Annotated in this window: 25 protein-coding genes; 18 read left to right on the top strand and 7 right to left on the bottom strand. The window is 61.8% G+C overall.

Going from position 1 to position 26,264, the window contains the following annotated elements; all coding sequences use genetic code 11:
* The first annotated feature begins 120 nt into the window (after positions 1-120).
* From VGE08_RS15475 to VGE08_RS15455, 5 genes are read left to right on the top strand one after another with little or no spacing between them, the layout of a single operon-like run.
* Entirely contained in the window at positions 121-612 is a 492-nt protein-coding gene (locus tag VGE08_RS15475) for a formate dehydrogenase subunit gamma (RefSeq protein WP_331068809.1), read from the top strand.
* Positions 609-2,150 carry an NADH-quinone oxidoreductase subunit NuoF gene (locus VGE08_RS15470; RefSeq protein WP_331068808.1) on the top strand — a complete coding sequence of 514 codons (1,542 nt, stop codon included), beginning with the start codon at positions 609-611 and terminating at the stop codon, positions 2,148-2,150. The genes VGE08_RS15475 and VGE08_RS15470 overlap by 4 nt, the downstream gene beginning before the upstream one ends.
* Positions 2,151-2,164: 14 nt before the next feature.
* Positions 2,165-5,047 carry a formate dehydrogenase subunit alpha gene (fdhF, locus tag VGE08_RS15465; protein ID WP_331068807.1) on the top strand — a complete coding sequence of 961 codons (2,883 nt, stop codon included), beginning with the start codon at positions 2,165-2,167 and terminating at the stop codon, positions 5,045-5,047.
* A complete protein-coding gene (fdhD, locus tag VGE08_RS15460) occupies positions 5,040-5,870 on the top strand; it encodes a formate dehydrogenase accessory sulfurtransferase FdhD (RefSeq protein ID WP_331068806.1) in 831 nt (276 codons plus the stop codon). The genes fdhF and fdhD overlap by 8 nt, the downstream gene beginning before the upstream one ends.
* A 5-nt stretch (positions 5,871-5,875) precedes the next feature.
* Entirely contained in the window at positions 5,876-6,088 is a 213-nt protein-coding gene (locus tag VGE08_RS15455) for a formate dehydrogenase subunit delta (RefSeq protein WP_331068805.1), read from the top strand.
* 41 nt (positions 6,089-6,129) lie between these two features.
* Here VGE08_RS15455 and VGE08_RS15450 read toward each other — a convergent pair whose 3' ends face one another.
* Entirely contained in the window at positions 6,130-7,530 is a 1,401-nt protein-coding gene (locus VGE08_RS15450; protein ID WP_331068804.1) for a diguanylate cyclase, read from the bottom strand.
* Between the two features lie 280 nt (positions 7,531-7,810).
* Between VGE08_RS15450 and VGE08_RS15445 the strand changes: the two genes are divergently transcribed.
* Positions 7,811-8,839 (top strand): DNA-methyltransferase, encoded by a 1,029-nt coding sequence (locus VGE08_RS15445; RefSeq protein ID WP_331068803.1) that lies wholly within the window; start codon positions 7,811-7,813, stop codon positions 8,837-8,839.
* Here the strand turns inward: VGE08_RS15445 and VGE08_RS15440 are convergent.
* On the bottom strand, positions 8,827-9,900 hold the full coding sequence (locus tag VGE08_RS15440) for a branched-chain amino acid aminotransferase (protein ID WP_331068802.1): 1,074 nt from the start codon (positions 9,898-9,900) through the stop codon (positions 8,827-8,829). The two genes, VGE08_RS15445 and VGE08_RS15440, sit on opposite strands and share 13 nt — an antisense overlap.
* A gap of 119 nt (positions 9,901-10,019) precedes the next feature.
* Here VGE08_RS15440 and VGE08_RS15435 point away from each other — a divergent pair, with 119 nt between their 5' ends.
* From VGE08_RS15435 to VGE08_RS15425, 3 genes are all read left to right on the top strand, one after another.
* On the top strand, positions 10,020-10,748 hold the full coding sequence (locus VGE08_RS15435) for a helix-turn-helix domain-containing protein (RefSeq protein WP_414717500.1): 729 nt from the start codon (positions 10,020-10,022) through the stop codon (positions 10,746-10,748).
* 172 nt (positions 10,749-10,920) lie between these two features.
* Positions 10,921-12,048, top strand: a complete 1,128-nt coding sequence (locus VGE08_RS15430) for an FAD-binding oxidoreductase (protein ID WP_331068800.1) — start codon at positions 10,921-10,923, stop codon at positions 12,046-12,048.
* Positions 12,049-12,251: 203 nt separating this feature from the next.
* Positions 12,252-13,898 carry a methyl-accepting chemotaxis protein gene (locus VGE08_RS15425; RefSeq protein WP_331068799.1) on the top strand — a complete coding sequence of 549 codons (1,647 nt, stop codon included), beginning with the start codon at positions 12,252-12,254 and terminating at the stop codon, positions 13,896-13,898.
* 18 nt (positions 13,899-13,916) lie between these two features.
* Here VGE08_RS15425 and VGE08_RS15420 read toward each other — a convergent pair whose 3' ends face one another.
* The 3 genes from VGE08_RS15420 to VGE08_RS15410 form a co-directional block, all read right to left on the bottom strand.
* Positions 13,917-14,360 carry a cupin domain-containing protein gene (locus VGE08_RS15420; RefSeq protein ID WP_331068798.1) on the bottom strand — a complete coding sequence of 148 codons (444 nt, stop codon included), beginning with the start codon at positions 14,358-14,360 and terminating at the stop codon, positions 13,917-13,919.
* 296 nt (positions 14,361-14,656) lie between these two features.
* The gene (locus tag VGE08_RS15415) at positions 14,657-14,986 is read right to left on the bottom strand and encodes a hypothetical protein (protein WP_331068797.1); all 330 of its coding nucleotides are present in this window, start codon (positions 14,984-14,986) and stop codon (positions 14,657-14,659) included.
* Positions 14,987-15,175: 189 nt separating this feature from the next.
* Positions 15,176-15,634, bottom strand: coding sequence for a group III truncated hemoglobin (locus VGE08_RS15410; protein ID WP_331068796.1), 459 nt, complete (start codon positions 15,632-15,634; stop codon positions 15,176-15,178).
* Positions 15,635-15,743: 109 nt separating this feature from the next.
* Here VGE08_RS15410 and VGE08_RS15405 point away from each other — a divergent pair, with 109 nt between their 5' ends.
* From VGE08_RS15405 to VGE08_RS15385, 5 genes are all read left to right on the top strand, one after another.
* Entirely contained in the window at positions 15,744-16,307 is a 564-nt protein-coding gene (locus VGE08_RS15405) for a threonine aldolase family protein (RefSeq protein ID WP_331068970.1), read from the top strand.
* A gap of 268 nt (positions 16,308-16,575) precedes the next feature.
* Positions 16,576-18,984: a TonB-dependent receptor plug domain-containing protein gene (locus VGE08_RS15400; RefSeq protein ID WP_331068795.1), complete on the top strand. Its 2,409-nt coding sequence runs from the start codon at positions 16,576-16,578 to the stop codon at positions 18,982-18,984.
* 335 nt (positions 18,985-19,319) lie between these two features.
* Entirely contained in the window at positions 19,320-20,858 is a 1,539-nt protein-coding gene (gene istA, locus VGE08_RS15395; RefSeq protein ID WP_331068794.1) for an IS21 family transposase, read from the top strand.
* Complete coding sequence (istB, locus tag VGE08_RS15390; RefSeq protein WP_331068793.1) at positions 20,855-21,613, top strand: IS21-like element helper ATPase IstB; 759 nt, start codon at positions 20,855-20,857, stop codon at positions 21,611-21,613. The genes istA and istB overlap by 4 nt, the downstream gene beginning before the upstream one ends.
* Before the next feature lie 105 nt (positions 21,614-21,718).
* A complete protein-coding gene (locus tag VGE08_RS15385; protein WP_331068792.1) occupies positions 21,719-22,480 on the top strand; it encodes a TonB-dependent receptor in 762 nt (253 codons plus the stop codon).
* A 5-nt stretch (positions 22,481-22,485) separates the two neighbouring features.
* On the opposite strand, the gene VGE08_RS15380 is transcribed toward VGE08_RS15385, so the two are convergent.
* Together VGE08_RS15380 and VGE08_RS15375 are read right to left on the bottom strand one after the other, a co-directional pair.
* Complete coding sequence (locus VGE08_RS15380) at positions 22,486-22,629, bottom strand: hypothetical protein (protein ID WP_331068791.1); 144 nt, start codon at positions 22,627-22,629, stop codon at positions 22,486-22,488.
* 54 nt (positions 22,630-22,683) lie between these two features.
* Positions 22,684-23,040 carry a hypothetical protein gene (locus VGE08_RS15375; RefSeq protein WP_331068790.1) on the bottom strand — a complete coding sequence of 119 codons (357 nt, stop codon included), beginning with the start codon at positions 23,038-23,040 and terminating at the stop codon, positions 22,684-22,686.
* Positions 23,041-23,320: 280 nt separating this feature from the next.
* On the opposite strand from VGE08_RS15375, the gene VGE08_RS15370 reads away from it, so the two are divergent.
* The 4 genes from VGE08_RS15370 to VGE08_RS15355 are packed head-to-tail and all read left to right on the top strand — an operon-like array spanning position 23,321 to position 26,264.
* A complete protein-coding gene (locus tag VGE08_RS15370) occupies positions 23,321-23,812 on the top strand; it encodes an SRPBCC domain-containing protein (protein ID WP_331068789.1) in 492 nt (163 codons plus the stop codon).
* Positions 23,813-23,824: 12 nt separating this feature from the next.
* Entirely contained in the window at positions 23,825-24,562 is a 738-nt protein-coding gene (locus tag VGE08_RS15365) for a glutathione S-transferase family protein (protein WP_331068788.1), read from the top strand.
* Positions 24,559-25,662, top strand: coding sequence for an alkene reductase (locus VGE08_RS15360; RefSeq protein WP_331068787.1), 1,104 nt, complete (start codon positions 24,559-24,561; stop codon positions 25,660-25,662). The genes VGE08_RS15365 and VGE08_RS15360 overlap by 4 nt, the downstream gene beginning before the upstream one ends.
* Positions 25,662-26,264 (top strand): NUDIX hydrolase, encoded by a 603-nt coding sequence (locus tag VGE08_RS15355; protein ID WP_331068786.1) that lies wholly within the window; start codon positions 25,662-25,664, stop codon positions 26,262-26,264. The genes VGE08_RS15360 and VGE08_RS15355 overlap by 1 nt, the downstream gene beginning before the upstream one ends.

Genomic DNA, 26,264 nt, shown 5'->3' with positions numbered 1-26,264 from the left:
TGGAAAGCCAGCGTGCCGTGGTCGAGTCCGCACATCGGTGTCACAATCGTCATCGGCCGAATGATCGGTCAGGACGCGCCCAAAATGGACAGGGCCGCGCCGCAGAGGGGGCGAAGTACCATGAATGCAGATCGGGCGATTCGAGATCCGTTGGACCAGCACACGCGTGAGCAGGTCGAGGCCGCCCTCGCAGCCCATCAGGGGCAACCCGGGCCGTTGCTACAGATACTCCATGACGTTCAGGACCGGGTTGGCTATGTGCCACCTGCGGCGATCCCTCTGATCGCCGACGCGCTGAATCTGTCGCGCGCGGAAGTTCATGGCGTCGTTACCTTTTATCATCATTTCCGGCAGGCCCCCGCGGGCCGGCACGTGATTCAGGTGTGTCAGGCCGAGGCATGCCGCTCCATGCATTGCGAGAAGCTGACCGAGCACGTCCAGCGCAAACTCGGTGTGTCGCTGCACGGAACCACGCCTGACGGCCGATATACGCTGGAGCCGGTGTATTGCCTGGGCAACTGCGCCTGCAGCCCCGCCGTCATGATCGATGGCGAATTGCACGGCCGTGTCACTCCGGAATCCTTCGACGCGCTGATCGCGCCACTATCATGAATATCAAAGTCTATGTTCCCCGAGACGCCACGGCGCTGTCGCTCGGCGCGGGGCGAGTTGCTGCGGCCATCGAGCGCGAAGCCCAACGGCGTGGCCTGCAGGTTCAGCTCATTCGGAACGGCTCGCGCGGCCTGTTCTGGCTGGAACCGCTGGTAGAGGTCGCAACGGCCGCCGGCCGGCATGCGTACGGACCGGTCAGCGCCCAGGACGTCGCAAGTCTGTTCGACGCGGGCTTTCTGGAAGGGCGCCCACATCCGCTGCATCTCGGGCTCACCGAGGAGATCAAGGAGCTCAAGAGTCAGCAGCGTCTGACATTTGCACGGGTCGGCATTGTCGATCCCGTTTCAGTGGACGATTACCTGGCCAACGGCGGCTACGCCGGCTTGAGCCGGGCACTGAGCATGTCACCGGCAGAAATCGTCGACGCTGTCACTCAATCCGGCCTGCGCGGCCGCGGTGGCGCCGCGTTTCCCACCGGCATCAAATGGAAGACGGTGCTGGATCAGCCGCCACAGCAGAAGTACGTGACCTGCAACGCCGACGAAGGCGACTCGGGCACCTTCGCCGATCGGCTGCTGATGGAAGGCGATCCGCTCATGCTCATCGAAGGCATGACCATCGCGGGCATCGCGGTTGGAGCGACGCAGGGATACATATATTTACGTGCGGAATATCCTCACGCGCATCGGACGTTGAACGAAGCCATCGCCGCGGCCCGCGCCGCCGGCTACTTGGGCCCCAACGTTCTCGGCAGCGGCAAGCAATTCGAGCTGGAGGTCCGGCTCGGCGCGGGGGCCTACATCTGCGGCGAAGAAACCTCGATGCTGGAAAGCCTGGAAGGCAAGCGTGGCGAGGTTCGCGTCCGTCCGCCGTTGCCCGCGATCAAGGGCTTGTTCGGGCAGCCGACCATCGTCAACAACGTGATTTCACTGGCGTCCGTGCCGGTCATCCTTGCCAAGGGCGCGGACTTCTACAAGAACTTCGGCACCGGCCGATCGCGCGGCACGATCCCGCTGCAGCTGGCGGGGAACATTAAGCGCGGTGGCTTGATCGAAAGAGCATTCGGGCTCACTTTACGTGAGCTGATCTACGATTACGGCGCTGGAACGGCCTCGGGCAGGCCGGTTCGCGCAGTTCAGGTCGGGGGTCCGCTGGGCGCCTACATTCCTGAATCGCAGCTCGATACGGCAATCGACTACGAAGCCCTTTCCGCCATTGGCGCGTTGTTGGGACATGGCGGCGTGGTGGTGTTCGACGACACGGTGGACATGGCAGGAATGGCGCGGTACGCGCTTGAATTCTGTGCCAAGGAGTCGTGCGGCAAATGCACGCCGTGCCGGATCGGCTCGACGCGAGGCGTGGAGCTGATGGATCGCGTGATCGCCAACATCGATCGCGAGCGCAACCTGCAGCTCGTGGAGGAGTTGTGCGACACCTTGCTGCACGGATCGCTGTGCGGCCTGGGCGGGATGACACCGTTCCCCGTGCAGAGCGCACTGAAGTATTTCCCTGAAGATTTTCGCAAGACGGTGCAGTAGCCGGAGCTTTAGCCATGCACGCGCTCGATTACATTGATCCAGGAACACCAGCTGCGCCGCAGCCCACGGATGCGCCGGCCAGGCAAGTGACTGTCGAGATCGACGGTTTCTCGGTCACCGTGCCCGATGGCACCTCCATCATGCGCGCGGCCTCGATGCTGGGAAACCAGATTCCGAAGCTGTGCGCCACCAGTTCCTTGAAGGCATTCGGTTCGTGCCGCCTGTGCCTGGTGGAGATCGAGGGACGCAAAGGCTATCCGGCCTCGTGCACCACCACCGTCGCCGATGGCATGAAGATCCGCACGCAGAGCGAGAAGCTGTCGCAGCTGCGCGAGAACGTGCTGGAGCTGTATCTGTCGGATCATCCTTCCGAGGCGGAGTGCTGCTCGACGAACAATCGCTGCGAGTTGCATGAGCAAGCCGCGAAAGCAGGCGTGTCCGAGTCGCGCTATTCGTTGCCGAAGGTCGATGGCGTGCCGGCAGGCCGCAACCATCAGCATTCGCCGAAGGACGAGAGCAATCCCTATTTCGTCTTCAACCAGGATGCCTGCATCGTGTGCTCGCGCTGCGTGCGCGCCTGCGACGAGATTCAGGGTACGTTTGCGCTCACCATCGAAGGGCGCGGCTTCGATTCCAAAGTAGCGGCGAGTCAGAACGAGCCGTTCCTGCAATCGGAGTGCGTTTCCTGCGGCGCCTGTGTGGAGGCGTGCCCGACGACGGCGCTCACGGAGAAATCCATGATCGCGCTGGGCCGGCCGGACAGCACGGTAACGACCACTTGTGCGTACTGCGGCGTCGGCTGTTCGTTCAAGGCCGAAGTCAAAGGCGAGCAAGTCATCCGCATGGTGCCCAACCGCGACGGTCATGCGAACCATGGTCACGCCTGCGTCAAAGGCCGCTTTGCCTATGGTTATGCGACTCATAAGGATCGCATCACCAAGCCGATGATTCGCAGCAAGATCACCGACCCGTGGCGTGAGGTCAGCTGGGACGAGGCGATCAACCATGCGGCGTCCGAGTTCAAGCGCATTCAAGCAAAGTATGGGCGCGATTCGGTGGGCGGTATCACGTCGTCTCGCTGCACCAACGAGGAAACATTCCTCGTGCAGAAGCTGGTGCGTGCGGCGTTCGGCAACAACAACGTCGATACCTGCGCGCGCGTCTGCCATTCGCCGACGGGCTATGGCTTGAAGAACACGTTGGGCGAATCGGCGGGTACGCAAGAGTTCGACTCGGTCATGTACGCCGACGTGATCATGCTGATCGGCGCCAATCCGACCGAGGGTCATCCGGTGTTCGGCTCGCAGCTGAAGCGCCGGTTGCGCCAGGGCGCCAAGCTGATCGTGGTCGATCCGCGGCAGATCGGACTGGTGCGCGCGCCTCACATCGAGGCGGACTATCACTTGCAGCTGCGGCCAGGAACGAACGTCGCGCTGCTGAACTCGATCGCGCACGTCGTCGTTACGGAAGGTTATGCGAAGGACGCCTTCGTGGCCGAACGCTGCGAGATCGACTCGTGGAACAAGTGGAAGGCGTTCGTCAGCGATCCGAAGAATTCGCCGGAGGCGATGGAGTCGGTGACCGGCGTGCCGGCACTGGCCGTGCGCGGCGCCGCCAGGTTGTACGCTTCCGCGAACAACGGTGCGATCTATTACGGTCTCGGTGTCACCGAGCACAGCCAGGGCACGACGGCGGTCATGGCGATCGCCAATCTGGCCATGGCGACCGGCAATCTCGGCCGTGCTGGCGTCGGCGTGAACCCGCTGCGCGGACAGAACAACGTGCAGGGCTCGTGCGACATGGGCTCGTTCCCGCACGAGTTCAGCGGCTATCGCCATGTGTCGGACGATGCCGTGCGGGCGATGTTCGAGTCGGCGTGGAACGTGCAATTGCAGGCCGAGCCGGGGCTGCGTATTCCGAATATGTTCGAAGCGGCGCTCGATGGCAGCTTCCGCGCGCTTTACGTCCAAGGTGAAGACATCGCGCAGTCCGATCCCAACACCAATCACGTGACGGCGGCGCTCAGCGCGATGGAATGCATCGTGATTCAGGACCTGTTCCTGAACGAGACGGCCAAGTTCGCGCACGTGTTCTTCCCGGGCTCGTCGTTCCTGGAAAAGAACGGCACGTTCACCAACGCCGAACGGCGTATCTCGCCGGTGCGCAAGGTGATGAAGCCGCTGGGTGGCTATGAGGATTGGGAGGTGACGGTGCGCTTCTCCAATGCGCTCGGCTATCCCATGCACTACACCCATCCGTCGCAGATCATGGACGAGATCGCTGCGCTCACGCCGACGTTTGCAGGCGTCAGCTACGAGAAGCTCGACAAGCTGGGCAGCATCCAGTGGCCTTGCAACGATGCTGCACCGACGGGTACGCCGACCATGCATGTTGGTGAGTTCGTGCGCGGCAAGGGCAAGTTCTTCGTCACGGAGTACGTGCCGACGCGGGAGAAGACCACGAGTCGCTTCCCATTGCTGCTCACGACCGGGCGCATTCTCACGCAGTACAACGTGGGCGCGCAGACCCGACGAACCCAGAACGTCTTGTGGCATTCCGAGGACCGGCTGGAGATTCATCCGCACGATGCCGATGTGCGCGGCATCCGCGACGGCGATTGGGTTGGCATTGCCAGCCGTGCCGGCGAAACCGTGCTGCGCGCACAGGTGACGGAGCGCGTGCAACCGGGCGTCGTTTATACGACGTTCCACTTCCCCGAATCCGGCGCCAACGTCGTGACCACCGACAATTCGGACTGGGCCACGAACTGTCCGGAGTACAAGGTCACGGCAGTGCAGGTGGTGAAGGTCAGCCAGCCCGGGGAGTGGCAGAGGCGTTATCGCGAGCTCACCGAGCGCAACACGCGGATTCGCCGCGGTGCGGGCGTAGATGCGTGAGATCAGTCCCACGCCGGCAACGACCCGTGAAGTCACGGTGCAGCGCTGGCGTGATGGCGAGATCGAGCGAGTCCAGGACGAGGTTGCCGAAGAGGTTCCTGTCGCGCTGACGTTTCACGGCGTGCCGCACGTCGTGATGTTGGCGACGCCGGCGGACCTCGAGGATCTCGCAGTCGGTTTTACGCTGAGCGAAATGATTGTCGACTCGCCGGGCGAGATTCAATCGGTCGAAGCGGCGATGCGTGACGATGGAGCGCTGGAGGTGCGCATCGGCATTGGCGCCGCGAGGTTCTCGGAATTGCTGCGGCGTCAGAGGAACCTCACTGGCCGCACCGGTTGCGGGTTGTGCGGAGCCCAGACGGTCGAAGATGCGATTCGGCAGCCGGCACCGGTGAGCGATGGCGTGAGCATCGACGTGAAGGCGTTGCATGCCGCACTGAAGGATTTGCGACAGCGGCAAGAAATCAATCTACGCACCGGCAGCGTTCATGCCGCGGCGTGGGTCTTGCCGGAGTCGGGCATTCAGATCGTGCGTGAGGACGTCGGACGCCATAACGCGCTCGACAAAGTCATCGGCGCGGTAACGCGTGCCGGTGGCGACTTTCACTCGGGCTATTTCATAGTGACCAGTCGCGCCAGCTACGAAATGGTTCAGAAGGCTGTCACGGTCGGCGGAACGCTGCTCGCCGCGGTCTCGGCGCCAACTGCATTCGCGGTTCGCCTGGCCGAGGCCAGCGGCCTGACCCTGGTAGGATTCGCGCGCGAGCATCAGCACGTTGTTTACGCTCATCCATCCCGGCTCATATGCACATCGACTATCTAGTTCGCATGGCCAATGACATTGGCAGCTTCTTCGCCAGCGAGGCGGATGCGTCCGTGGCGGCAGACAACATTCTTTTGCACATCAAGCGTTTCTGGGACCCGCGCATGCGCCGCCGCATCGTTGTGCATTTCAAAGAAACCGGCGGGCAGGGACTGGAAGGGCCGGTGCGAACCGCGGTTCAGCGACTGGCCGGGGAAGCGGAAGCCGCCAGGGCGTAACGAATGGCAGCGGGCAGTTCCCCCGCTGGCCCGATCCGACGCTAGGCCGTCACGCAGCGGTTGCGGCCGGCTTGCTTGGCTTGATACATCGCCTTGTCGGCGCGATCGAAAGCGTTGCCGGGTGAATCGTCCGGCATGAAGGCAGTCACGCCGGTGGACACCGTGATCGATACGGGTTTGCCGCGGAAGTGGAAGCCAATCCCTGCAATGGCAGCGCGCAACCTGTCGGTGAACTGCGTGGCATCCTGAATCGGCGTGCCAGGCAAAATCGTCACGAACTCTTCGCCGCCATAGCGTGCGACGAAATCAGTGGTGCGAATTTCACGGGCGAGGCATTCCGCCACCGCCTGCAACACGCGATCGCCGGCGCGATGGCCGTAGGTATCGTTGATCCGTTTGAAATGATCGACGTCCCAGACGGCGAGACAGGTGGGTTGATTGAATCGCCGCCAGCGATGGAATTCTTCCTCGACGCGTTTTTCATACGCCAGCCGATTGGGAATGCGCGTGAGCGAATCGATGGTCGAGATTCGCTCCTGGGCCTGCAGCTGGTTGTGCAGCCGATTGGCCTCGGCTTCGAGCTCGGCAATCCGGGCGCGCATCTGCTCGTTACGGACGCGGATGGCCGCGGCAAATTTGGCTTCGCGCTGGCGGAAATCCTGCAGATGTCGATCGATGGATTCGATGCGGCTGCGCACCTGCTGGCGGATCTGCTGCAGGTCCTTGGCTGATTCCACGGTTTCGCCCATGGCCTGGATTTCGCCGACCAGTTGCGTGTTCAAGGTGTCGCTGCTGGCTTGCGACTGGCGCTGGTTGTGGTGCTGCTCGGCGACGAACTGGCTGATCTCGTCCAGCTTGCCCACCATGTGAGTGAGCAGGCTTTCGATCTCCTGCTTGGCACCTTCGATGCGATGGATGCGCTTGCCGACCAGCTCGGTCAGCGCCGCCAGCACGTCTGTGAGCTGTGCAGTGTTCAGAGGCGCGGCAAGCTTGGAGTCCAGTGCGTCTGCTTGCTCGATCAGTTCGGAATCGCGCCGCAGCTCGCCCACCAGAGCGGCGAGGATGGAACGTATGCGTGGATCTTCGGCGCCATCCCGCGCCGGCTCCTGCGGTTGACTGTCCGGCCGATGCGCAGGCATCGGTCCGCTTGCCATGGCCAGAGAGGCCATCCCGCCCGACCGGTCGAGCGCGCTGATCGCCTCGGTGAGCGTCGGGGTCAGCTTCTCGAGCTCTTCGCTACCGGCTTCCCGGCGAATCAGCGAATGCAGTTTCCGGACGTGCTCGTCCAATTGCGGCGACTGGCCGAGCGCGGCGATGCACAGCCTGCTGACGAGCCGCTTGAGTACGGTTTCCTGCGTGCGAAACTGCTGCTGCTGGCTGTCCAGCTTGTCCAGGCTGTCGAAGTATTTCTTGCGCCACTTCTCGGGATCGGTGCCAGTCACAACACGTTACTCAATATGTCCATGTCCGCCGGATTCTCGTTCTTGGTCCCAGGCAGGCATGGCCTGGCGTCTGTATCGGCAAGATGCGGGCCCGATGCGTCTTCTGTAGTAATCGAAACAATTGGCCCGCGCTTGAGTGAAATGCATCGCAAAATGAGCAATGAAGTGGGCTGTACCTCGCCGCTTCAGGGTTCCCCCGATGAACCCGGCAATGCCCGCGAGTGACGCCCTCGAGCCGCAGCAGTTACGCTCCGTGCCGCAGCCATTAAGATGTCGGCACATGAAAACCAGAACCTCCGATGCCGTAGCCGTCGACGATGAAGCTGGCAGGACGATTGTCACGCGCAGCGTTGGCTCCAAGTCCTGGCGTGCGTCGCTGATCGATCGTCAGAATGAGCTATGGCAGCGCGTGCGGGAGCATGGCGAGCAGCGCCGTCGTCACTTGTCGTCGCACGCGACCGTTGTTCTGGCGGATGCGATTCAATGGCTGGCCGAGCTGCCCGAGCATTCCATTCACGCGGTGGTCACCGATCCGCCCTATGGGATCGTCGAGTACGAAGAAAAGAATCATGGGAAGCTGCGTGCCGGCCGCGGCGGTGTGTGGCGCATTCCTCCATCGTTCGATGGCGCCAAGCGCAACCCTCTGCCGCGGTTCACGGTGCTGTCTCAGGAAGAGACCAGCGCGCTGTGTAACTTCTTCGGTGCGCTGGCCTATGGCCTCAAGCGCGCGCTCGTGCCTGGCGGCCACGTGTTTCTAGCTTCCAATCCATTGCTCTCGACCATGACGTTTCATGCGTTCCAGCGTGCTGGATTCGAGAAGCGGGGCGAATTGATCCGGCTCGTTCAAACGTTGCGTGGTGGCGATCGGCCCAAGGGTGCGGAGCAAGAGTTCTCCGAGGTATCCATGATGGCGCGTTCCTGCTGGGAGCCTTGGGGTATCTTCAGGAAACCGTTCGAAGGCACCGCGGCCGACAACTTGCGCAAGTGGGGGGCCGGTGGACTGCGGCGCATCTCCGGCGAAGAGCCGTTCAAGGATGTGATTACCTGCTCGCCAACTCGCGGCGTCGAACGCGAGTTGGCGCCACATCCTTCATTGAAGCCGCAGCGATTTCTTCGCCAGGTGGTGCGTGCCTGCCTGCCGCTGGGCATCGGTATCGTTTATGACCCGTTTGCCGGCAGCACCTCGACACTCGCGGCGGCCGATCGAGTGGGTTATCTCTCGATCGGCACCGAACGCGATGCCAGCTACTTCGCCATGGGATGCAAGGCATTCCCACGGCTGAAAGCGCTGGATCTTTATACCGCCTGAACCCAACCGCGCGTATCCGGCACGGTACCGCGCTGGATTCCGACGAGCTGCTCTTTGAGCCGCTGGCTGACCGGGCCGGAGACGCCATTGCCGAAGCGGAAGGAATCCTTCGAGCTGACGATTTCGCCGATGCTCGCGACCACCGCGGCAGTGCCACAGGCGAATGCTTCGCTCAAGCGGCCGCTTTGCGCGTCGCTGCGCCACTGGTCCAACGAGTACGGCGCTTCCTTCACCTGCATGCCCAGCGACCGCGCGATTTCGATGATACTGGCGCGCGTAATGCCCGGCAGGATGGTGCCGGTGAGCGGCGGCGTGATGATGGAGCCGTCATTCATCACGAAGAACAGGTTCATGCCGCCAAGCTCTTCGATCCAACGGTGCTCGGCAGCATCGAGGAACACCACCTGATCACAGCCGTGCCTGGCAGCTTCGGCCTGGGCGATGAGGCTGGCCGCGTAGTTGCCGCCACACTTGGCGGCGCCGGTGCCGCCGGGAGCGGCACGCGTGTATTCATCGGAAACCCATAGCTTCAGCAGCTTGTCGCCACCCTTGAAGTACGGACCGACCGGGCTCGCGATCACGCAGAAGATGTATTCGAGCGCCGGACGCACGCCGAGGAAGGCTTCGCTGGCGAACATGAAAGGGCGCAGATACAGGCTGCCGGCACCGCGGGTCACCCATTCCTGGTCGATCTTCACCAGCGCCTTGACCGCCTCGATGAACAGCGACTCGGGTATGGTCGGCATCGCCAGACGCTCGGCCGAGCGGTTGAAGCGGCTGGCATTCATGTCCGGACGGAACAGCACCACCTGGCCGTCGCCGGTGCGATAGGCCTTCATGCCCTCGAAGATTTCCTGCGCGTAGTGCAGGACCGCGCTGGCGGGATCCATCGCGAACGGCGCGCGCGCCTTGACCTCGCCATCGTGCCAGCCTTTGTCCGCGGTCCAACGCAGCGTGACCATGTGGTCGGTGAAGATGCGGCCGAAGCCGGGATCTTCGAGGAGCTTGCGACGGTTCTCGGCGGAGACAGGCGATGCGTTCGGCGTGATGGCGAAATTCATGTCGATACCCCAAGGTTGCAAGCAGGCCGCGATGCCTGACCGCGAACATGCTGTTGTACTATGGACCTCATCGCTTGCTCGCGTCGCGAGACAGCTCCAACGGTCACGGTTCGGATTGTATGGTAAAGGCCAGGCCCAGCCTCGGGAATATTGTCCGACACATCCGCAACAGCCACGGCTGGACGCTGGCCGAGATGAGCCGGCGCGTGGCCATCCCGCTGTCGACGCTGGCCAAGGTGGAGAAGGATCACCTGACGCTGACCTACGACAAGCTGGTGGACCTGAGCGAGAAGCTCGGCATGAGTTTGTCTGATTTTCTCAATACCTCTCCGGCAGCGGCGCCCGGCAAGGGCATGGCGCGCCGGAGCGTCGGCAAGGTGGCCACGGACGCGCTGACTATCGAGACCAAGAACTACGATTACAGCTATCTGTGCACCGAGCTGCGCGGCAAGATCATGATCCCGCTGATCAGCCGCGTGCGCGCCCGGACCCTGCAGGAGTTCGGCGAGCTGATCCGCCATCCCGGCGAGGAATTCGTGTTCGTGCTCGAGGGCGCGATCGAAGTGCACTCGGAATTTTACGATCCGGTGACGCTGCGAGTGGGCGAATACATCTATCTGGATAGCGAAATGGGCCACGGCTATCTGGTGACCGACGGATTCGACGAAGCCGCGGTGCTCGCGGTGTGCGCCTCCGTGGCGGCGAACTTGCAGCAGGAGCTCATTTCTAAAGCACGCGCCGAAGTCCAGAAACCCACGCCACGCGCTGCGAAGGCTGCAGCTCCCGTGCCGGCGCCGGTTCAGAAGAAAACGGCGGCGAAAGTTCGGCGACGCGTCGGCGCGGCGTAGCCACCTCGCGACACTCCCTCCGATTGGCTTCTCGCGCCCCGGCGCAACGGATTTGCAGTGCCATTTCGATGCCCGGCCACGCTGGTGCTCGATTCCCATTTCCGGGAATATTAGCCCGATAAGAGAAATTTGTCTTGACAGAAACGCACCAGACCCTAGACTGGCCTGGCTCATGAACTATCAAACCTGCGATGTCATCGTGATCGGGGCTGGCATGGCCGGTGCCGGCGTAGCCGCGCACCTGGCGGAGCATGCCCGCGTGATCTTGCTGGAACGCGAGTCGCAGCCCGGCTATCACAGCACCGGCCGTTCGGCGGCGCTGTTCTCCGAGGTCTACGGCAACGAGCACGTGCGGGCCCTGTCGCGCGCGAGTCGCGACTTTTTCTTTCGGCCGCCAGCGCAGTTCACGCAGATCGCTCTGGTCAAGCAGCGTGGCATGTTGTTCGTGGCGACTCGCGAGCAGGAACCTCTGCTCGAGACCTTGTTGCAGGAGCCAGGTGTCGCTCAGCTCACCAAGCTCATCGACGCGAGAACAGCCCGTGAGAAATGTTCGGTCCTGGATGAGTCCAAGCTCTCAGGCGGCCTGTTCGAGGAAGCGTCGCAGGACATCGAAGTGCACGAGTTGCACCACGGCTACCTGCGAATGTTTCGTGCTCGCGGCGGCGTGCAGTTCTCATCGACTGAGGTCCATGGGATCGAGCATGCGAACGGCGGCTGGGACGTCGCCGCAGGCAAGCTGAGATTCAGAGCGCCGTACGTCGTGAATGCCGCCGGCGCCTGGGCGGACGTCATTGGCACGATGGCCGGATTGGCTCCGCTGGGACTCACGCCGAAGCTACGCACCGCGGCTCTCGTGGCAGCGCCCGAGGCGCTCGATGTCGCCAGCTTTCCGCTCGTCGCCGACATTGCGGAGCAGTTTTATTTCAAGCCGGACGCCGGCGACTTGCTGGTTTCACCCGCGGATGAGACGCCGGTTCAGCCGTGCGATGCGCAGCCCGACGAGTTTGACATCGCGGTGGCGATCGATCGCATCGAAAGGGTCACCACACTGCAGATCAATCGCGTCAAACATCGCTGGGCCGGACTGCGCACGTTCGCTCCGGACAAGACGCCAGTGGTTGGTTGGGACGATCGCACCACGGGTTTCTTCTGGCTCGCTGGACAAGGGGGCTACGGCATTCAAACCGCGCCGGCACTTTCCGAGCTCGCGGCCGCATGTGTGCTCGGGCGCCCGGTGCCCGAGCATTTGCTCGAGCATGGCATCGATACGAACGCGCTCCATCCTCGGCGCTTGTGCTGATCATCTGGTATTGCATGCGCGTCGCGCGCACCGATAGAAACAAATATTGCATCACCACAAATTGCTGAGTGCTGCATCACCACATAAATCGTCCGACATTTCAGTCAAACCCCTAAGTTAATCATCATCTTTAGGGTGCAGTGCGTGCTGCCGAACACCGAGGAAATCCCATACATGGGTGCTGGGAAATCTGAGGTAAGCACATGCGTAACAACGGACCAGTGACCAACGCGGAATACGTTTTGCCGGCGGGCGAGGTCATCATCACGCACACGGATCCCGATAGCCGGATCACGTACGCGAATCCGGCATTTCTGACCAGCAGCGAGTTTTCACTCGAAGAGTGTCTCGGCCAGCCGCAGAATCTGGTGCGCCATCCGGACATGCCCAAGGAAGCATTCGCGGATCTGTGGGCAACGATCCGCTCGGGCAAGAGTTGGACGGGCATCGTCAAGAATCGCCGCAAGCATGGCGGGTTCTACTGGGTGCGCGCCAACGTCACGCCCATGAAGGATGCGACCGGGCGTATCGAGGGCTACATGTCCGTACGCGTGAAGCCGACCGCTGAAGAGATCTCCAAGGCGGAACGAGCATATGCGGATATTCGCGCGGGACGTGCTGGCAGCATGCGCATCAAGGAGGGCAAGGTCGTCAACACGTCGATCTTCGCCTGGCGCGAGCGCTTGGCGAATATGTCCTTGCGTACCGGCAACTGGGTACTCCTTGGATTCCTGAGCGCGCTGCTCGTCACTGCAGCGGCGACGAATCATCTGAGCGGTGGATCATTGCAGGTTACGTTGGGTAACGCGCTGGCCGCGGTGATCATCGTCGCCAACATGCTCTATATTCAAGGCTCGGTGGTGAAGCCGCTGATCGCTCTGCAGCGGGCCACGTTCCAACTGCTCAGCGGGGATACCTCGACTCGTATACCTGCCGAAGGCGTGTCTTGCATCGTTGCCGTGGCGGAATCGCTCGAGCAGGTGCGCGTCAAACTGGATGGTGTGCTGAAAGACAATATAAGTGCCGCGTCCGACGTGCGCGAGCGAGTGTTCGTCGTCGTGGATGCCAACACTGAGTTGTCCAACCGAACGAACGAGCACGCCGCCAGTCTGGAAGAAACCGCGGCGTCGATGGAAGAGCTCACGGCGGCCGTTACTCGAAACACCGAGAGCTCGCTGCAGGCGGCGGAGCTGGCGCGTCATTCGGCCTCTGCAACCGAGCGCGGCCGCGACATCGTCGCCAACGTCCACTCCACCATGGATGCGATCTCCGAATCTTCCAAGCGCATCGGCGAGATCGTCGGCATCATCGATGGCATCGCGTTCCAGACCAATCTGCTGGCGCTGAATGCCGCTGTCGAGGCGGCTCGGGCGGGCGACCAGGGGCGAGGCTTTGCCGTAGTCGCGCAGGAAGTCCGGCAGCTGGCGCAACGTTCGGCAACTTCGGCACGAGAAATCCGCGAGTTGATCCAGGCCTCGCAACAGACCGTTGAGCGAGGTACCAGTCTCGCGCTCCAGGCACAGGACTCGATGCAGCAGGTGGTCGACTCGGTGCAGCGAGTCACGCAAGTGGTCAATGAGATCCAGGCCGCCAGCCGCGAGCAAGCCGCGGGCATCGAGCAGATCAACAGCGCGGTCACGCAGATGGATTCGATGACGCAACAGGATGCTCGCATGGCGCAGGAACTGATGGGTGCGGCGGAAGCCTTGCAGGCGCAGTCCGAGCAGATGCTCGCGGCCATCTCGGCCTTCTCCATGCGAGAGGCGGTGCGGGCTCCGGACAGGCGGACAGCCGCACCATCGCAGCAAGCGAATAGCGTGACGCCTATGCGACGGCCAAAGGCGGCGTAGCTGAACGCGTTCGCTTTTTTAGTTGCGCGGCGTTGCTGCCGTTGTCCAGTTGATAACGTGATAAGTCGCGGGCCCGTCACCGATGTTACGCAGCGAGTGCATTTCGTTCGACCCGTTGAAGACCACCGAGCCCGGGCCCACGCGCTTCATCTGCCCGTTGACCAGCACTTCGACCGTACCTTCCTTGATGATCACCAGCTCTTCGTTGGGATGTTTGTGAGGCGCATGTGAAGTTGCCCCGGCGGGCAGCGTCGTGACATGCAGTTCCAGTTCCTCCAGCGTCGCGGTGGGTGCGCGCATGAACTGACGAACCGCACGCACTTCCTCCTGCTGGACCGGCACGTCCGCCCATTCGATGGCCGCCGATCCCATGACCTTCGAGTCCGGCGCCGCTATGGAGGCAAGTCCGAACGTGGCGGTCACGGAGAGAGCGGCAATGGCGATGTCGCGGCGTGTGATCACGATGAGCTCCTGGAGGGGACGACGGGCGTGGACCGATTCTGCCGTGTACCCTAACCGAGTCAAGCGACGATGCGAGCTGGCCTTGACTGACCACAGTCGTGCGGTTATAGCTCGAGCGATAGCCAACGAGTGGTTGTCACATGGCAAAAGCCGGATCAGCGAAGATCGCGAAGGTTGCGAAGAAGGCTCCCGCCAAGCGCGCAGCGAAGAAGAGCGCCAGTCGTTAGCGCCTGGCGGCGTTGCGTACGTCGCTTGCGTTGATGAGCGTCCCAGTCGCTAGCGGTGACCGCTGCTCATCACTCGACGGCCCAGGGATCTCTCCAGCTGAGCTCCGCGATCATCTCGGCGCCGGTTTCAAGATAGTCCTCGGGGAGGACGTCTGTGACGATCAATTGCAGTAGCACGTCGCGATGAGTGCACTCACGCAGATCGTCCGCCCACTCCTGGTTCTGAGCGAACCAGACGGGAAGGGGATCATCGCCATCCGAAGTCGGCTCGAGCCGGACGAAAACGTTGAGCGTATCCGGGCTGTCGACCGCCCACAGATTGCGGATGGATGCTTGCGCGGCATACCAGCGCGCCAGAGTGGTGGAAAGATCCGCAATCTGCCGTTCGCTGGGATTCATGATGTCCTCCGGAGCATCAGTTGCCACACTCCGAACCCTAGGTCTATTGGCTCGTGCCCGCAAGCCATAACGCGACGTTGCGTACGTAGGCGTGGACCGACGCCCGTTGGGCCGGCTGCCCGGGCGTGGCTTTGCTTCGCGTTGCGGCTGACGGGAGCCGACTGAGTTGTCGGACGTGTGGCCTGCCCGTCATCGCCGTTCGAATCTTTCCCCTTTGCCAAGGAATATCCCCTGGCTGGTCGCAATGCCCATTTCGAGGCTGGTCGCGATACGGCGTGCGCGTTCCAGGAAGTAGTCCGCGATCTGCTCGCTGAACAACTCCCGCGCGGTCTGCTCGAAGAGCTCGAGCCAGTGATCGAAGTGCCGCCCTTCAACCGGCAGCGGCAGGTGCATGCGCATGGGCTGGCCGTGATAGACGCCGCTCGACAACACGACCGACGACCAGAAGCTGCACATGCGCTGCAGATGAGGCTCCCAGTCTTGGATGCGGGCGTCGAATATGGGGCCGAGCAGGGCGTCTTCGCGGATGCGGGCGTAGAAGCCTCGAACCAGCCGCTCGATCATGCTTTCGTCGATGCCGGTTTGTTCGCGCATCTGCTGCACGATCGCCGCTCGGCGCTGTTCGTCTGCCAGGTCGGTGTCACTCATTACTGTAGGTTGGGCTGCACTCGGTGAAGGATCATGGGGCTGGCGTCAGGCCATTTCAATCGGCGGCATCGGCGACCCCCGAGTCTGAGTTGGCGAGGCTGCGCCGGCGCTGATCTGGATCAAGAATCTCGCGATTGAGACTCATGGGCTCAAAGTACACATGGATGGCGCGCGTCTGGCGAACGCGCTCGCGTCTCTGGATTGTCACCCGGGGGACGTCACCTGGCGCGCCGGCATCGATGTCTTGTCCTTCGGTGCGACCAAGAACGGCGCGCTCGCTGCCGAAGCGGTGGTCTTCTTCGATCGCAGCCTGGCTCACGATTTCCAATGGCGTCGCAAGCGCTCCGGACATCTGCTCTCGAAGTCACGATTCGTCGCCGCGCAACTGCTCGCCTACATCGAATCCGATGTCTGGTGTCGCAACGCCAGATGGGCAAATAGCCTGGCACAGCAGATCGCCACTGCCGCCGGCCCTCGCTTGCTGCATCCAGTCGAAGCCAACGAGATCTTCATACGTCTCGCGGGCCACGAAGCACAGGCTCTCCGCGAGGCCGGATTCGAGCTCTACGACTGGGGCTCTCGCGACTCCGGCGAAGCTCGCCTGGTCGTTTCATGGGATCAGCGAGAAGAAGAAGTGGTTGCGCTATGCCAAGCGCTCGCTCGCTGGACATGAGCCCGTTCCGTCCCGCATGAACCTGCGCTGGACGGGCGCGTGTTCAGGGCTTCTGATCGCGTGCGCGGCACCGCAGCGACCAGGGGCATGAAGTCCCTGCTCTAGACCCCCAACCCAATCTGTTTCGCGTTGATAAAAAATGCGGGACGAGGCACGGTCCTCAACCGGTCATTAGTTTGCTGCCCCGAAAAGGGGCGCCGCAGCGAACATGCAGGTTGCGCTCCCGTGGCCAGACCGGGGGCCTATCAACAGTCTATGGGCCGGTGGAATGTCAAAGAGTCAGCTTGGACGACGAATCAAATTGCTCATGAGCGTCTGCTTTGCAGCGTTGTTATCGGTTGGCTCACTTCGTGCGGAGGACGGCAAAGCGTCAGAAGAGGAGATCAAGCCAGATACGCTCGTCAAGTTCAACATTCCGCGGCTTCCTTTGATCGAAGCGCTCGAGCGGTTCACCGACGCGCTGAGCGCTGCCTCGTTCGAGGGGCTGAACCCTGATGATCACCAGCGGGCCCCGAACATCGTTGTGGGGCCGGTGCGGGGGCGCATGACTCCTGCAAAGGCATTCGACAAACTCGCGAGGGATGTGTGCGCCGAGCACCGCTACGAGGAACGGGATGTTCCGCTGGTCACCCTTCAGGACGTCCCCATCACCTACCAGTCGCGTTCGAAGCGCCCGGAAGCCATGTATGGCTACTTGGACCTCGGACGAATGACTCGACTGGCTGCCTTGCAGGAGCTCGAGAAGCAATTCGGCATCGAGATCCTATGGGCAGTATGGGTGCCACGACGTGATGAGCAAGGAAGAACACAATTTGTCCCGGCTTCCTACGTGCTGGACCTGGTCGGCCCCATCACCGGTGAACAATCCATCTTCATGGCGCTGACGACGATTCTCAAAGGAACCGGCATGTTGGGGCGGTGGGTGGGAGGTGGGCGAAAGCCATTGTTACTGATCGAGCCGGCCAAGAAGCGATTCGTGGTGGGGGACTGCCAGGAGAATGTGCTGGTCACGGAGAGGAACCTGTCGTCCTTGGACGTTGACGCAGTCAAAACTCTTGACCGACAACGGCTTGAAGAGCTCGGCGTTGCAACAGTGCCGGATGCTTTGCGCTACATCTCACAAACTGCGTTTACCAGACCCCGCGGCCATCGGCTCAGCGGTGCGCAGTTCGCCGAGTTGCGCGGCCTCGGAGCAGCACATACAAAGATTCTTATCAATGGCAGGCCGGCGGATGCAAGCGCCCCGGATCTCGCGGAGTCGGCAGCCTTTGATCTCAACACAATACCGATGAGCGCCGTAGAGCGGATCGAGATCAGTGCCGATGTTCCATCCCTGCTGCACGGCGCAGATGCAATCGGTGGTGTAGTCAATATCGTGCTTCGCGAGTCTATTGAGACTCCGCATGTTGCTGTCCGCTATGGCGCAGCGGAGAGCGGTGGCAGTGAATGGACCGGCACCATTGCAGGTGGTACCAACGGCGATGAGTTGAGATCGGCGGCCGTCCTTGAAGTGTTTGACGGTGCCGAGCTCTTGGGGTTTGAGAGGGATCGATGGCGAAACCAAGACTTCAGGCGTTTTGGGGGAAGAGATCACAGATTGCTCTTGGCTACTCCGCCGAATGTGCGCTCGATCGACGGCCTGGCTTTGCCAGGTCTCAACTCGGCTTTCGCCGCTGTCGCCGCCGGCCCGGATGGCAGCATACAGTTGATTGACGGAGCCCAGAATCGCACGAGTCTGCTTGCCTGGCAGGCAATCAGACCTGCCGTCAAGCGGACGACTCTCTCAACGCGCGCGGACTTTTCGCTCAACAGGGCGACCGTACGTGGAGAGGCTATGATCGGCAGGCGTTCCTCCACCTTTCGATTGGTACCTGCTCTCGTCCCTGGGCTCATTCTCGGCAGAGATCATCCTCAGAACCCGTTCGGCGTGGATGTGCAAGTGGACGCGGCGCTCACAGGCCTCCAACGACGCCAGCACCGCGTGACGTCCGAGCTTGGGCGTGGGGTTCTTGAGATCGAGGGCAAACTCCGCGGCAGCTGGGGCTACAGCCTGTTCGGGCTCTACTCTGAAGATCGCGCAAAATCATGGCGCGAGAACACAGTGGATACTCTGGCGTTGATGGAGTCGCTGTCTGGGGCGGCTGAACATTCCGTCGATATCTTTTCCCTGACGCCGGGTGCCGGCGCATCGTCACTTCTAGTGCCGGCAAAAGTCGATCACTACCAAGTGGGCAGCAGGCAGTTCACAGCAAAGATGAGCGGTGATCTGCTCGACCTGCCAGCAGGTGCAGTCAGCGCAAGCCTGGGCGCGCAAGCGCGTAATGCGTTCGCCCGCTTCCATGAACAAGTGGGTCGCGTTGAGCGAGACATCCACTCCGGATTCGGCGTTCTGAATATTCCCGCCTTGGATCGATTCAATCTATCGCTGGGTGCGCGTCGCGATTTCTACAGCGATGTCGGGCCCATTACACGCATGCAGTATGGAGTAACGTGGCGACCAGCTCGTATTGAACTGCACGCGGTTTACAGCGAGGCATTCAATGCTCCAACCCACTTTGAGTTGTACCTTCCTCGCTTTGAGGTTCCGTATCAGACATTCGACGCTCAGCGCCAGGAGATCGCCTCCCTGAGGCTCATTTGCAGGATTTCCTGTGATTGGACCCGCTTGATTTCCTAGGAATGGGACCACCTGATTTCCTGGGAATGGACCCACCCGATTTCCTCGGAATGGGCCCACCGGCCGGAGCCGCTTTTGGAGCCCGGTGGCACGCGCTGTTGCGTGCCGCCGCGGCCTCAGGAGCGGAGCGGCGATGTCAACCCAGGCGATGTCCTTTTCGGGGATAGGCCCCGAACCCAACCCGGCGCCCGATCGTGGCGCCAACGCCGTCTACGGCGACCACAGTCGCTCCGCAATTACCCAGTCGCGGGCTTCGGCCCGCTCATATAGCCAATCCGGCTTATCGTCGTGCATTTCTCGCACGGGGGAGCTGGATGGCGCGGAGGGAATTGACGGTGCAGAGATACGAAGAAATCAAACGACGGCTCGCCGAGGGCCGTAGCGTGCGCGAGATCGCGAGCGCGTTGAGTTGTTCTCGCCGCTTGGTGCGTGAGATCCGCGACGGCGTGCGCGTGACACACGCTGTCGCAGCCAGCCCGGATCCGTTGTGGATGTCGCAGCTCGATTGGCCGATGGTCATCCACGATCTGGGTCTCGGTCATCCGCTGAAGTTCATTTGGGAAGAGAAGGCGCAGACGCTGACGACCTACTCGAACTTCTGGAAACAGTTCTATCGCAAGTTCCCGCAGTGTCGTGATGCCAGCGTCACCGCGCGGACGTTCGAGCCCGCCGAGCGCGTCGAGGTTGACTATGCCGGCGACGCGATCGAGTGGTACGACATCAAAACTGGCGAGATCCACAAAGCCTATGTGTTCGTGGCAGGTCTCGGCTTCAGCCAATTGCTGTTCGCCTGGGCGGCGGAGGACATGAAGAGTCGGAACTGGATCGCCAGCCATCGACGCATGTACGCCTTTTACGGCGGCGTGCCTCACGTCACCGTGCCCGATTGTTTGCGGCAAGGAGTCGTCAAGTGTCACTTGTATGATCCCGATCTGAACGAAGACTACGCGCACATGGCTGCGCACTTCTCAACCGCAATTGTTCCGGCGCGGGTCAGAAAGCCGAAGGACAAGGCGATCGTCGAGGGGCTCGTCAAGATCCTCGGTCGCTACTTTCGCTTCCGCTTTCGTCATTCACGATTTACCTCCATCACCGAGATCAATCGCGCACTCATGGTCTGCGTCGAGCGCATCAATGAGCAGCGGCATCGACGCTTTGTCGTCTCGCGCCGAGAACGCTTCGAGACGATCGAGAAGGCGGCACTCAAGGCGTTGCCCGCCACCGAGTACGATGGCGGCGAGTGGAAGGAGGCGAAGTTGCATCCGGACTGCTTCGTCGCCGTGGAAGGCGATTACTACAGCGCGCCACACATCCATCGTCATAAAACACTACGAATCAAGCTCACCGAGAACCAGGTCGAGATCTTCCTGGACCTGGAGCGTTTGGCGATCCATCCACGCTGCCGCATGAAAACCGGTCAACGGATCAAGATCAAGGAACACTTCCCGCCGAACTCCGATGCCTACTACGAGGCGACACCGCAGCGGCTGTTGTCGCAATCGCGCTTCATTCACGCCGATCTTCACGCGCTCTTCGTCGAGTTGTTCAACGAAGACGTCTTTGCACATATCCGTCGCGCCATGGGGTTGGTCTCGGCTTGTACCAAAGAGATCAATCTCGTTGGACACGAGCTCGCCAGCGTACGCATCGCTGCGGCGATTGTCACCATGCGACGCTACAACCGGATCCGCGTTCCGTACTTCAAGGATCTGCTCGCTCAGGCGCGTAAACAATCGACGAACTCCCAGGCCGAGCGCGACATCGTGCGCAAGCCCGGCAATCCCATGCTCCGGTACGTTGGCGGCGCGGCGCTGCAGGCCGCCGACGAGCCTCCTCTCTCTTCCACTGCAGCCCAGGAGAATCTACCGTTATGAGTATTGCACTCGTGAAGAATCAGTTGGCCGAGATGAAGTTGCTCGGCATGCTCGGCGTGTTGGACAACGCGCTCGCCGAGGCCACCCGCGATCAGCTCAGTGGCAGCGAGCTGCTCAATCAGTTGGTGCAAGCTGAAATCGATTACCGACAACAGCGCAAAACCGCCAACCGCATCAGAACCGCCCGGTTCCGCGATCGGCCGGCCTTCGAAGACTTCGACTTCACCGCGAAGCGTTCGCTTACTCGACCGCAGATCAAAGAGATCCAGAGTCTCGGCTGGCTCGACGATGCGCGGCCACTGATGCTCATTGGGCCAACCGGCGTCGGCAAGACCTTCGTGGCGCAGGCCGCGGGACTGCACGCCTGCGCGAGCGGCAAATCCGTCCTGTTCACCAGCATCACCAAGTGGCTCGAGAATCTCAATCTCGCCCGCGCCAGCGGCACGTATCTTCGCTATCGTGACAAGCTCGCCAAGTTCGACCTGATCATCTTCGATGAGATGGGCAGCCGAAAGCTGACTGCCACCGAGGCGCAGGATCTTTGCGAAGTCTTGGAAGAGCGATCGAGCAGCAAGTCCGTGGTGTTCACGTCTCAGTTGCCACTGGCTCACTGGAGCGAGGTGATCGCGGACACCGTCATCGCAGACGCCATCTTCGATCGGCTGCAGCACTCGGCGCTCACCATCGAGGTCACCGGCGAGAGCTACCGCGGGGTCAAAGCCAGGAAACTTGCTTCGCGCAAAAAGGACGCGTAAAACCCGTCGCCTGCGGCTCCGCCGGTATCCCATGCAAGGTGGGTCCAATCAGAGGAAATCGGGTGGGCCCAATGCGCGAAATCCTGCATCATTGGGGGAGGCAACGTGAATTTGCGGCCGACTACCTCTCATTCGATCAGCGTGGGCGCTTCTTGGAAAGACAGCGCTGATCGTTGGCGGTCATCGATCACCCTGTGGAATGTGAGAATGCGCAACCGGGTTGGCGTGGTCCCGCCCTTCGTGTTGCTCGCCAATGAGAATCAGCTGACAATTGATCGAGTTCGTCGGGACCCACCCACTGCCGCCGACAACTTGGCGGGCTTGCCCGGCAGGCTTCGACTCGTCGACATCACTCGGGGGAACTTCGGCATTACGCAGACGAGCGGCATCGATCTGGCCTTACAGAAGCGTTTTGACATCGGAGCCATCACTGTCGAGCCGCGCCTCGACCTCACCTACACCGACGAATTTCGCGAGAGCGAGCTCCCGATACGGAACGGAACTCTTCGCAATCGCGTCGGTGTGGCCAGTGTATTTGGGACCATCCCGCGGTGGCGCGCAGTTGGTTGCGTAAAGTCGGAGAGTGCCGTGTGGAGGATTGATCTGTGCGGCCGCTATCACTCGTCGTACAGCGACTACTTCGCAGCATCGGGTGTTCGCGCCGATCGTGACATCCCATCGAGCACGCTTTGGGACGTCAACTTGACGTGGGATTTTTCGGAGCGCTTCTCCTTATCCGCGGGCGCCTTCAACGTTCTGGACAAAGGCGCCCCATTTGCAGAGATCGGTGATAACTACGGATTCGACACTTCCCAGTCGGATCTTGAGGGACGGACCTGGTGGCTGAAGCTGACCAGTGCATTCTAAAGCCACTAAGCGTCTGCTTTACCCCAAGGGCCAATACCATAAAAGTGATCGAACACCGTAAGGCCATCTGCTTGCTTCGTTTGCTGCAGGGCGTTTCCAAAATCAATCAGTTCAATATCGGTCAGTTCGATGGCTGTTTGAGCGTTCATTGCTGCGCTTCCCCGGAGAATTGTGTCCGACTGGAGAGTGGCACTTCGGCGTCGTCAGTCAAGATTGGCTTCGCCCTCGCCCGAAGTGGCGGCGGCGTAGATGCATCGACTTGTATTATTGGCAAATAGCTGCGTCGATATGAGCCGAGGAGATCCAGATCTCGAGTGGGGGCGGCGCGGATCATCAAACCAGGTCGCAACAAGCATCGCTCCTTTGAGGATGAAGCGGTTCGGCAGCGCTGCCGATCCGCGAAGCGCGATCATCACGGCGCTGGATTTGCTGATTCCAGGTGCGTAACCGAGAGCGGGCATTCGTCCATAATTGAAATTCTGCAATCCGATCGATTTGTAATCGATTTTATGCACGCATAATCGAGCGATGACCAGGAGAGCCGTGGGTGCTCGACTCATGTGGCGTGCGAAGTCATCGAGAACGTGAGCGCGTCGCGCCGCTGAAGCTGGCCGAAGCTGGCAGCGGCGGAAAGGGCGCGCGCATATGAAGAATTTATAGTTAGCTATCGAAGGGATCTATGGATATCGGCATTAATCTGCATAAAAGTGCGCAAAACGCCATTTATATAGGCTGATATCGCTAATCGATAGCGACGGAGATTGCCTCCATCAGATACTGGGAGGTATATTCGACATCAAATAATCACGAGGCGCCTGGTCGCCCGAGCGGAGCTCACAGATGCAGCCGGTCATCCCCCTGAACTACAAGCGCACCTTCGTCGTGGCGGCCTCGCCGTCGCGCGCCTTCGAGGAGTTCGTGAACGGCAAGGGCGGCTGGTGGCCGCACGATCATCGTCGGGGCGCCGACGGCGTGCTCGGGGTGGGGTTCGAGCCGCGAGTCGGGGGCGAATGGTACGAGCGCGTCCAAGGCGGCGGCCGGGTTCATCGCGGAACGGTACTCGCCTTCGATGCGCCGAATCGCTTGCTCGCCTCCTGGCCCTTGATCTTCTCGCCCGATGCCGACCGGCAGGCCATCGGGGAGAGCCAGCTGGAGGTGCGGTTCATGCCGCACGTCGGGGGCAGCACGCTGGTGGACCTGGAACACCGCGACATGCATCGCACGACCAACGTCGAACTGGTGCGCCGCGCGTTCTTCTCGCCGTATGGTTGGGATCTGGTGGTGAGCGCCTATACGGCATATCTCGCCAGCGAACCCTGGCCCGTGCGCTGAAGGCAGTTGCAAGTGGATCCACAGACACAGCCGATCGAGCTGCTGTACTGGCCCACGCCGAATGGCTGGAAGGTCCCGATCGCACTGGAGGAGATGGGGCTGCCCTATGTCCTGCGCCGCGTCGATCTCTACAGCGGCGAGCAGCACCGGCCGGAGTTCCGCTCGGTGAATCCGCACGGCAAGATCCCCGCGATCGTCGATCCCGAGGGTCCCGGCGCGGCGCCGATTACCGTGTTCGAATCGGCTGCGATACTGCAGTATCTCGGCCGCAAGACGGGCTTGCTGTATCCGGCCGATCCGCGCACACGTTGCGCGATCGATCAATGGATGATCTGGCAGGCAGCCAATCTCGGCCCGGTCAGTGCGCAGCTTGCCTACTTTCTCCACGTCGCGCCCAAGACGGTGGAGAACGCCGATGCCCTCTCGTTTGCATCACGCAAGTACGCCGCGGACCTGGCCACACTTTACACAGCGCTCGATCGTCGCCTCTCGGATCGGGAGTACCTCGTCGACGACTATTCGCTCGCGGACATCATGTGCTGGCCCGGGGTTACGCGATATGCCATCCACGGGTTGCGGCTTGACGACTATCCGTACGTGCGCGCGTGGCTCGAGCGGATTGCGGCACGTCCGGCAGTCCAACGCGGAGCATTTGCCGGCTACGAGTGGGATCCGTCGCGCCGAGGCATGAGCCCGCAGGCGTATGAACTGCTCACCGGACGCGCGCGCGAGGAGTCGATAAACCCGTGAAGCTCTTATCACCCTATTCGTTCGCCGGCCTCGAACTGCCGAATCGGATGGTCATGCCTGCGATGACGCGCAGTCGCGCGCTATCCGGCAACATCCCCGGGCCGCTCACCGTCGAGTACTACACGCAAAGAGCAAGCGCGGGATTGATAGTCACTGAAGGTTCGCCCGTCAGTCCGCAAGCAGTGGGCTACGTGCGCACGCCCGGGATTTACTCCGAAGAGCAAGTGAACGGCTGGCGAGCAGTCGTCGACGCCGTTCACCGCGCGGGCGGCAGGATCATGTTGCAGCTGTGGCACGTCGGCCGCGCGTCGCATCCGGAGTTCCAGGGCGGCGAGTTGCCGGTCGGACCCTCGGCTATCGCGCCGGAGGGCAACGTCTACACTTCGAAGGGCTTTCAACCCATCCCGACGCCTCGCGCGCTGCGGATCGAGGAGATGGCAGGCATCGTCGAGCAGTTTCGTCAGGCCGCGGCGCATGCCAAGGCTGCGGGCTTCGACGGCGTGCAGCTGCACGGGGGCAATGGCTATCTGCTCGATCAGTTCGTGCGTGATGGTTCGAACAAGCGGACAGATGCTTACGGCGGATCCGTGGAGCATCGGATTCGCCTGCCACTGGAGATCGCCGCGGCCGTCATCGAGGAGTGGGGAGCTGAGCGTGTCGGCTACAAGATTACGCCGTGGAGCTCGATGCTCTCGGCATTCGACTCCGATCCGGTCTCGACATTTACCTGCCTCGTCGAAGCGCTCGATGCCCTGGGCATCGGCTTTCTAGAGGTCGTCGAGCGCGAAGTCGGTCGTCCGCCGGGTATCGCACCGATAGCGCCCCTCATCCGGCGCAAGTTCCAGCGCTCATTGATCCTTGGCGGCGGCTACGACGCTCAACGCGCCGAGAGGACACTGCAAGCTGGGGAAGCGGATTTGATCGCGTTCGGCGCCGCGTACATTGCCAATCCTGATTTGCCGGAACGATTTGAGCGGCAGCTGCCGCTCAACGCACCGGACACCTCGACTTTCTACAGCGGCGACGCTCGCGGCTACGTCGATTATCCGCGGCTGGACAGCGGCGATGCTGAAATTCAGGCGACCGCTCGAGGCAGCTGATGAAGTTCTGCGGGGAGTGCGGCGCCGGGGTGACATTGCGCGTCCCAGCCGGCGACCGCTTGCCGCGTTACGTTTGTGATGCGTGTGGTTGGGTCCACTACGTCAATCCGCGTCTGGTCGTGGGCTGCGTGCCGCAGCTCGACGGTGGCATTCTGCTCTGCCGTCGCAGCATCGAGCCGCGGCGCGGTTACTGGACGATTCCGGCGGGCTACATGGAGACCGGCGAGACTCTCCAGGAAGCGGCCGCGCGCGAGTCGATGGAGGAGGCGCATGCGCGAGTGCGCATCGGCAAACTATTGGCGATCGCGCACCTGCTGAATGCCGAGGAAGTGCATGTCGTGTTCCGCGCGCAGCTGGAGTCGGCCGAGTTTGGCATCGGCGCCGAGAGCCAGGAGGTTGCGTTGTACCCGCTGCATGCCATTCCGTGGCACGAGATCGCGTTCTCCAGCGTGGCGTTTGCATTGCGTTGTCTCGTCGACGACACGGCTGCGGGCCACGAGCAATATCACTTCACCACGTTCGATGCGCGTTTGCCGAGCGGTGAGCGGCTCGACTGGCGTTACCGGCCGCCTGTCGGGTACGGCGCCGGCCGTAAGCGATGA

The sequence above is a fragment of the Steroidobacter sp. genome (genome assembly GCF_036406195.1).
Classification (GTDB): domain Bacteria; phylum Pseudomonadota; class Gammaproteobacteria; order Steroidobacterales; family Steroidobacteraceae; genus Steroidobacter.
This window is presented reverse-complemented; position numbering and strand designations above follow the sequence as displayed.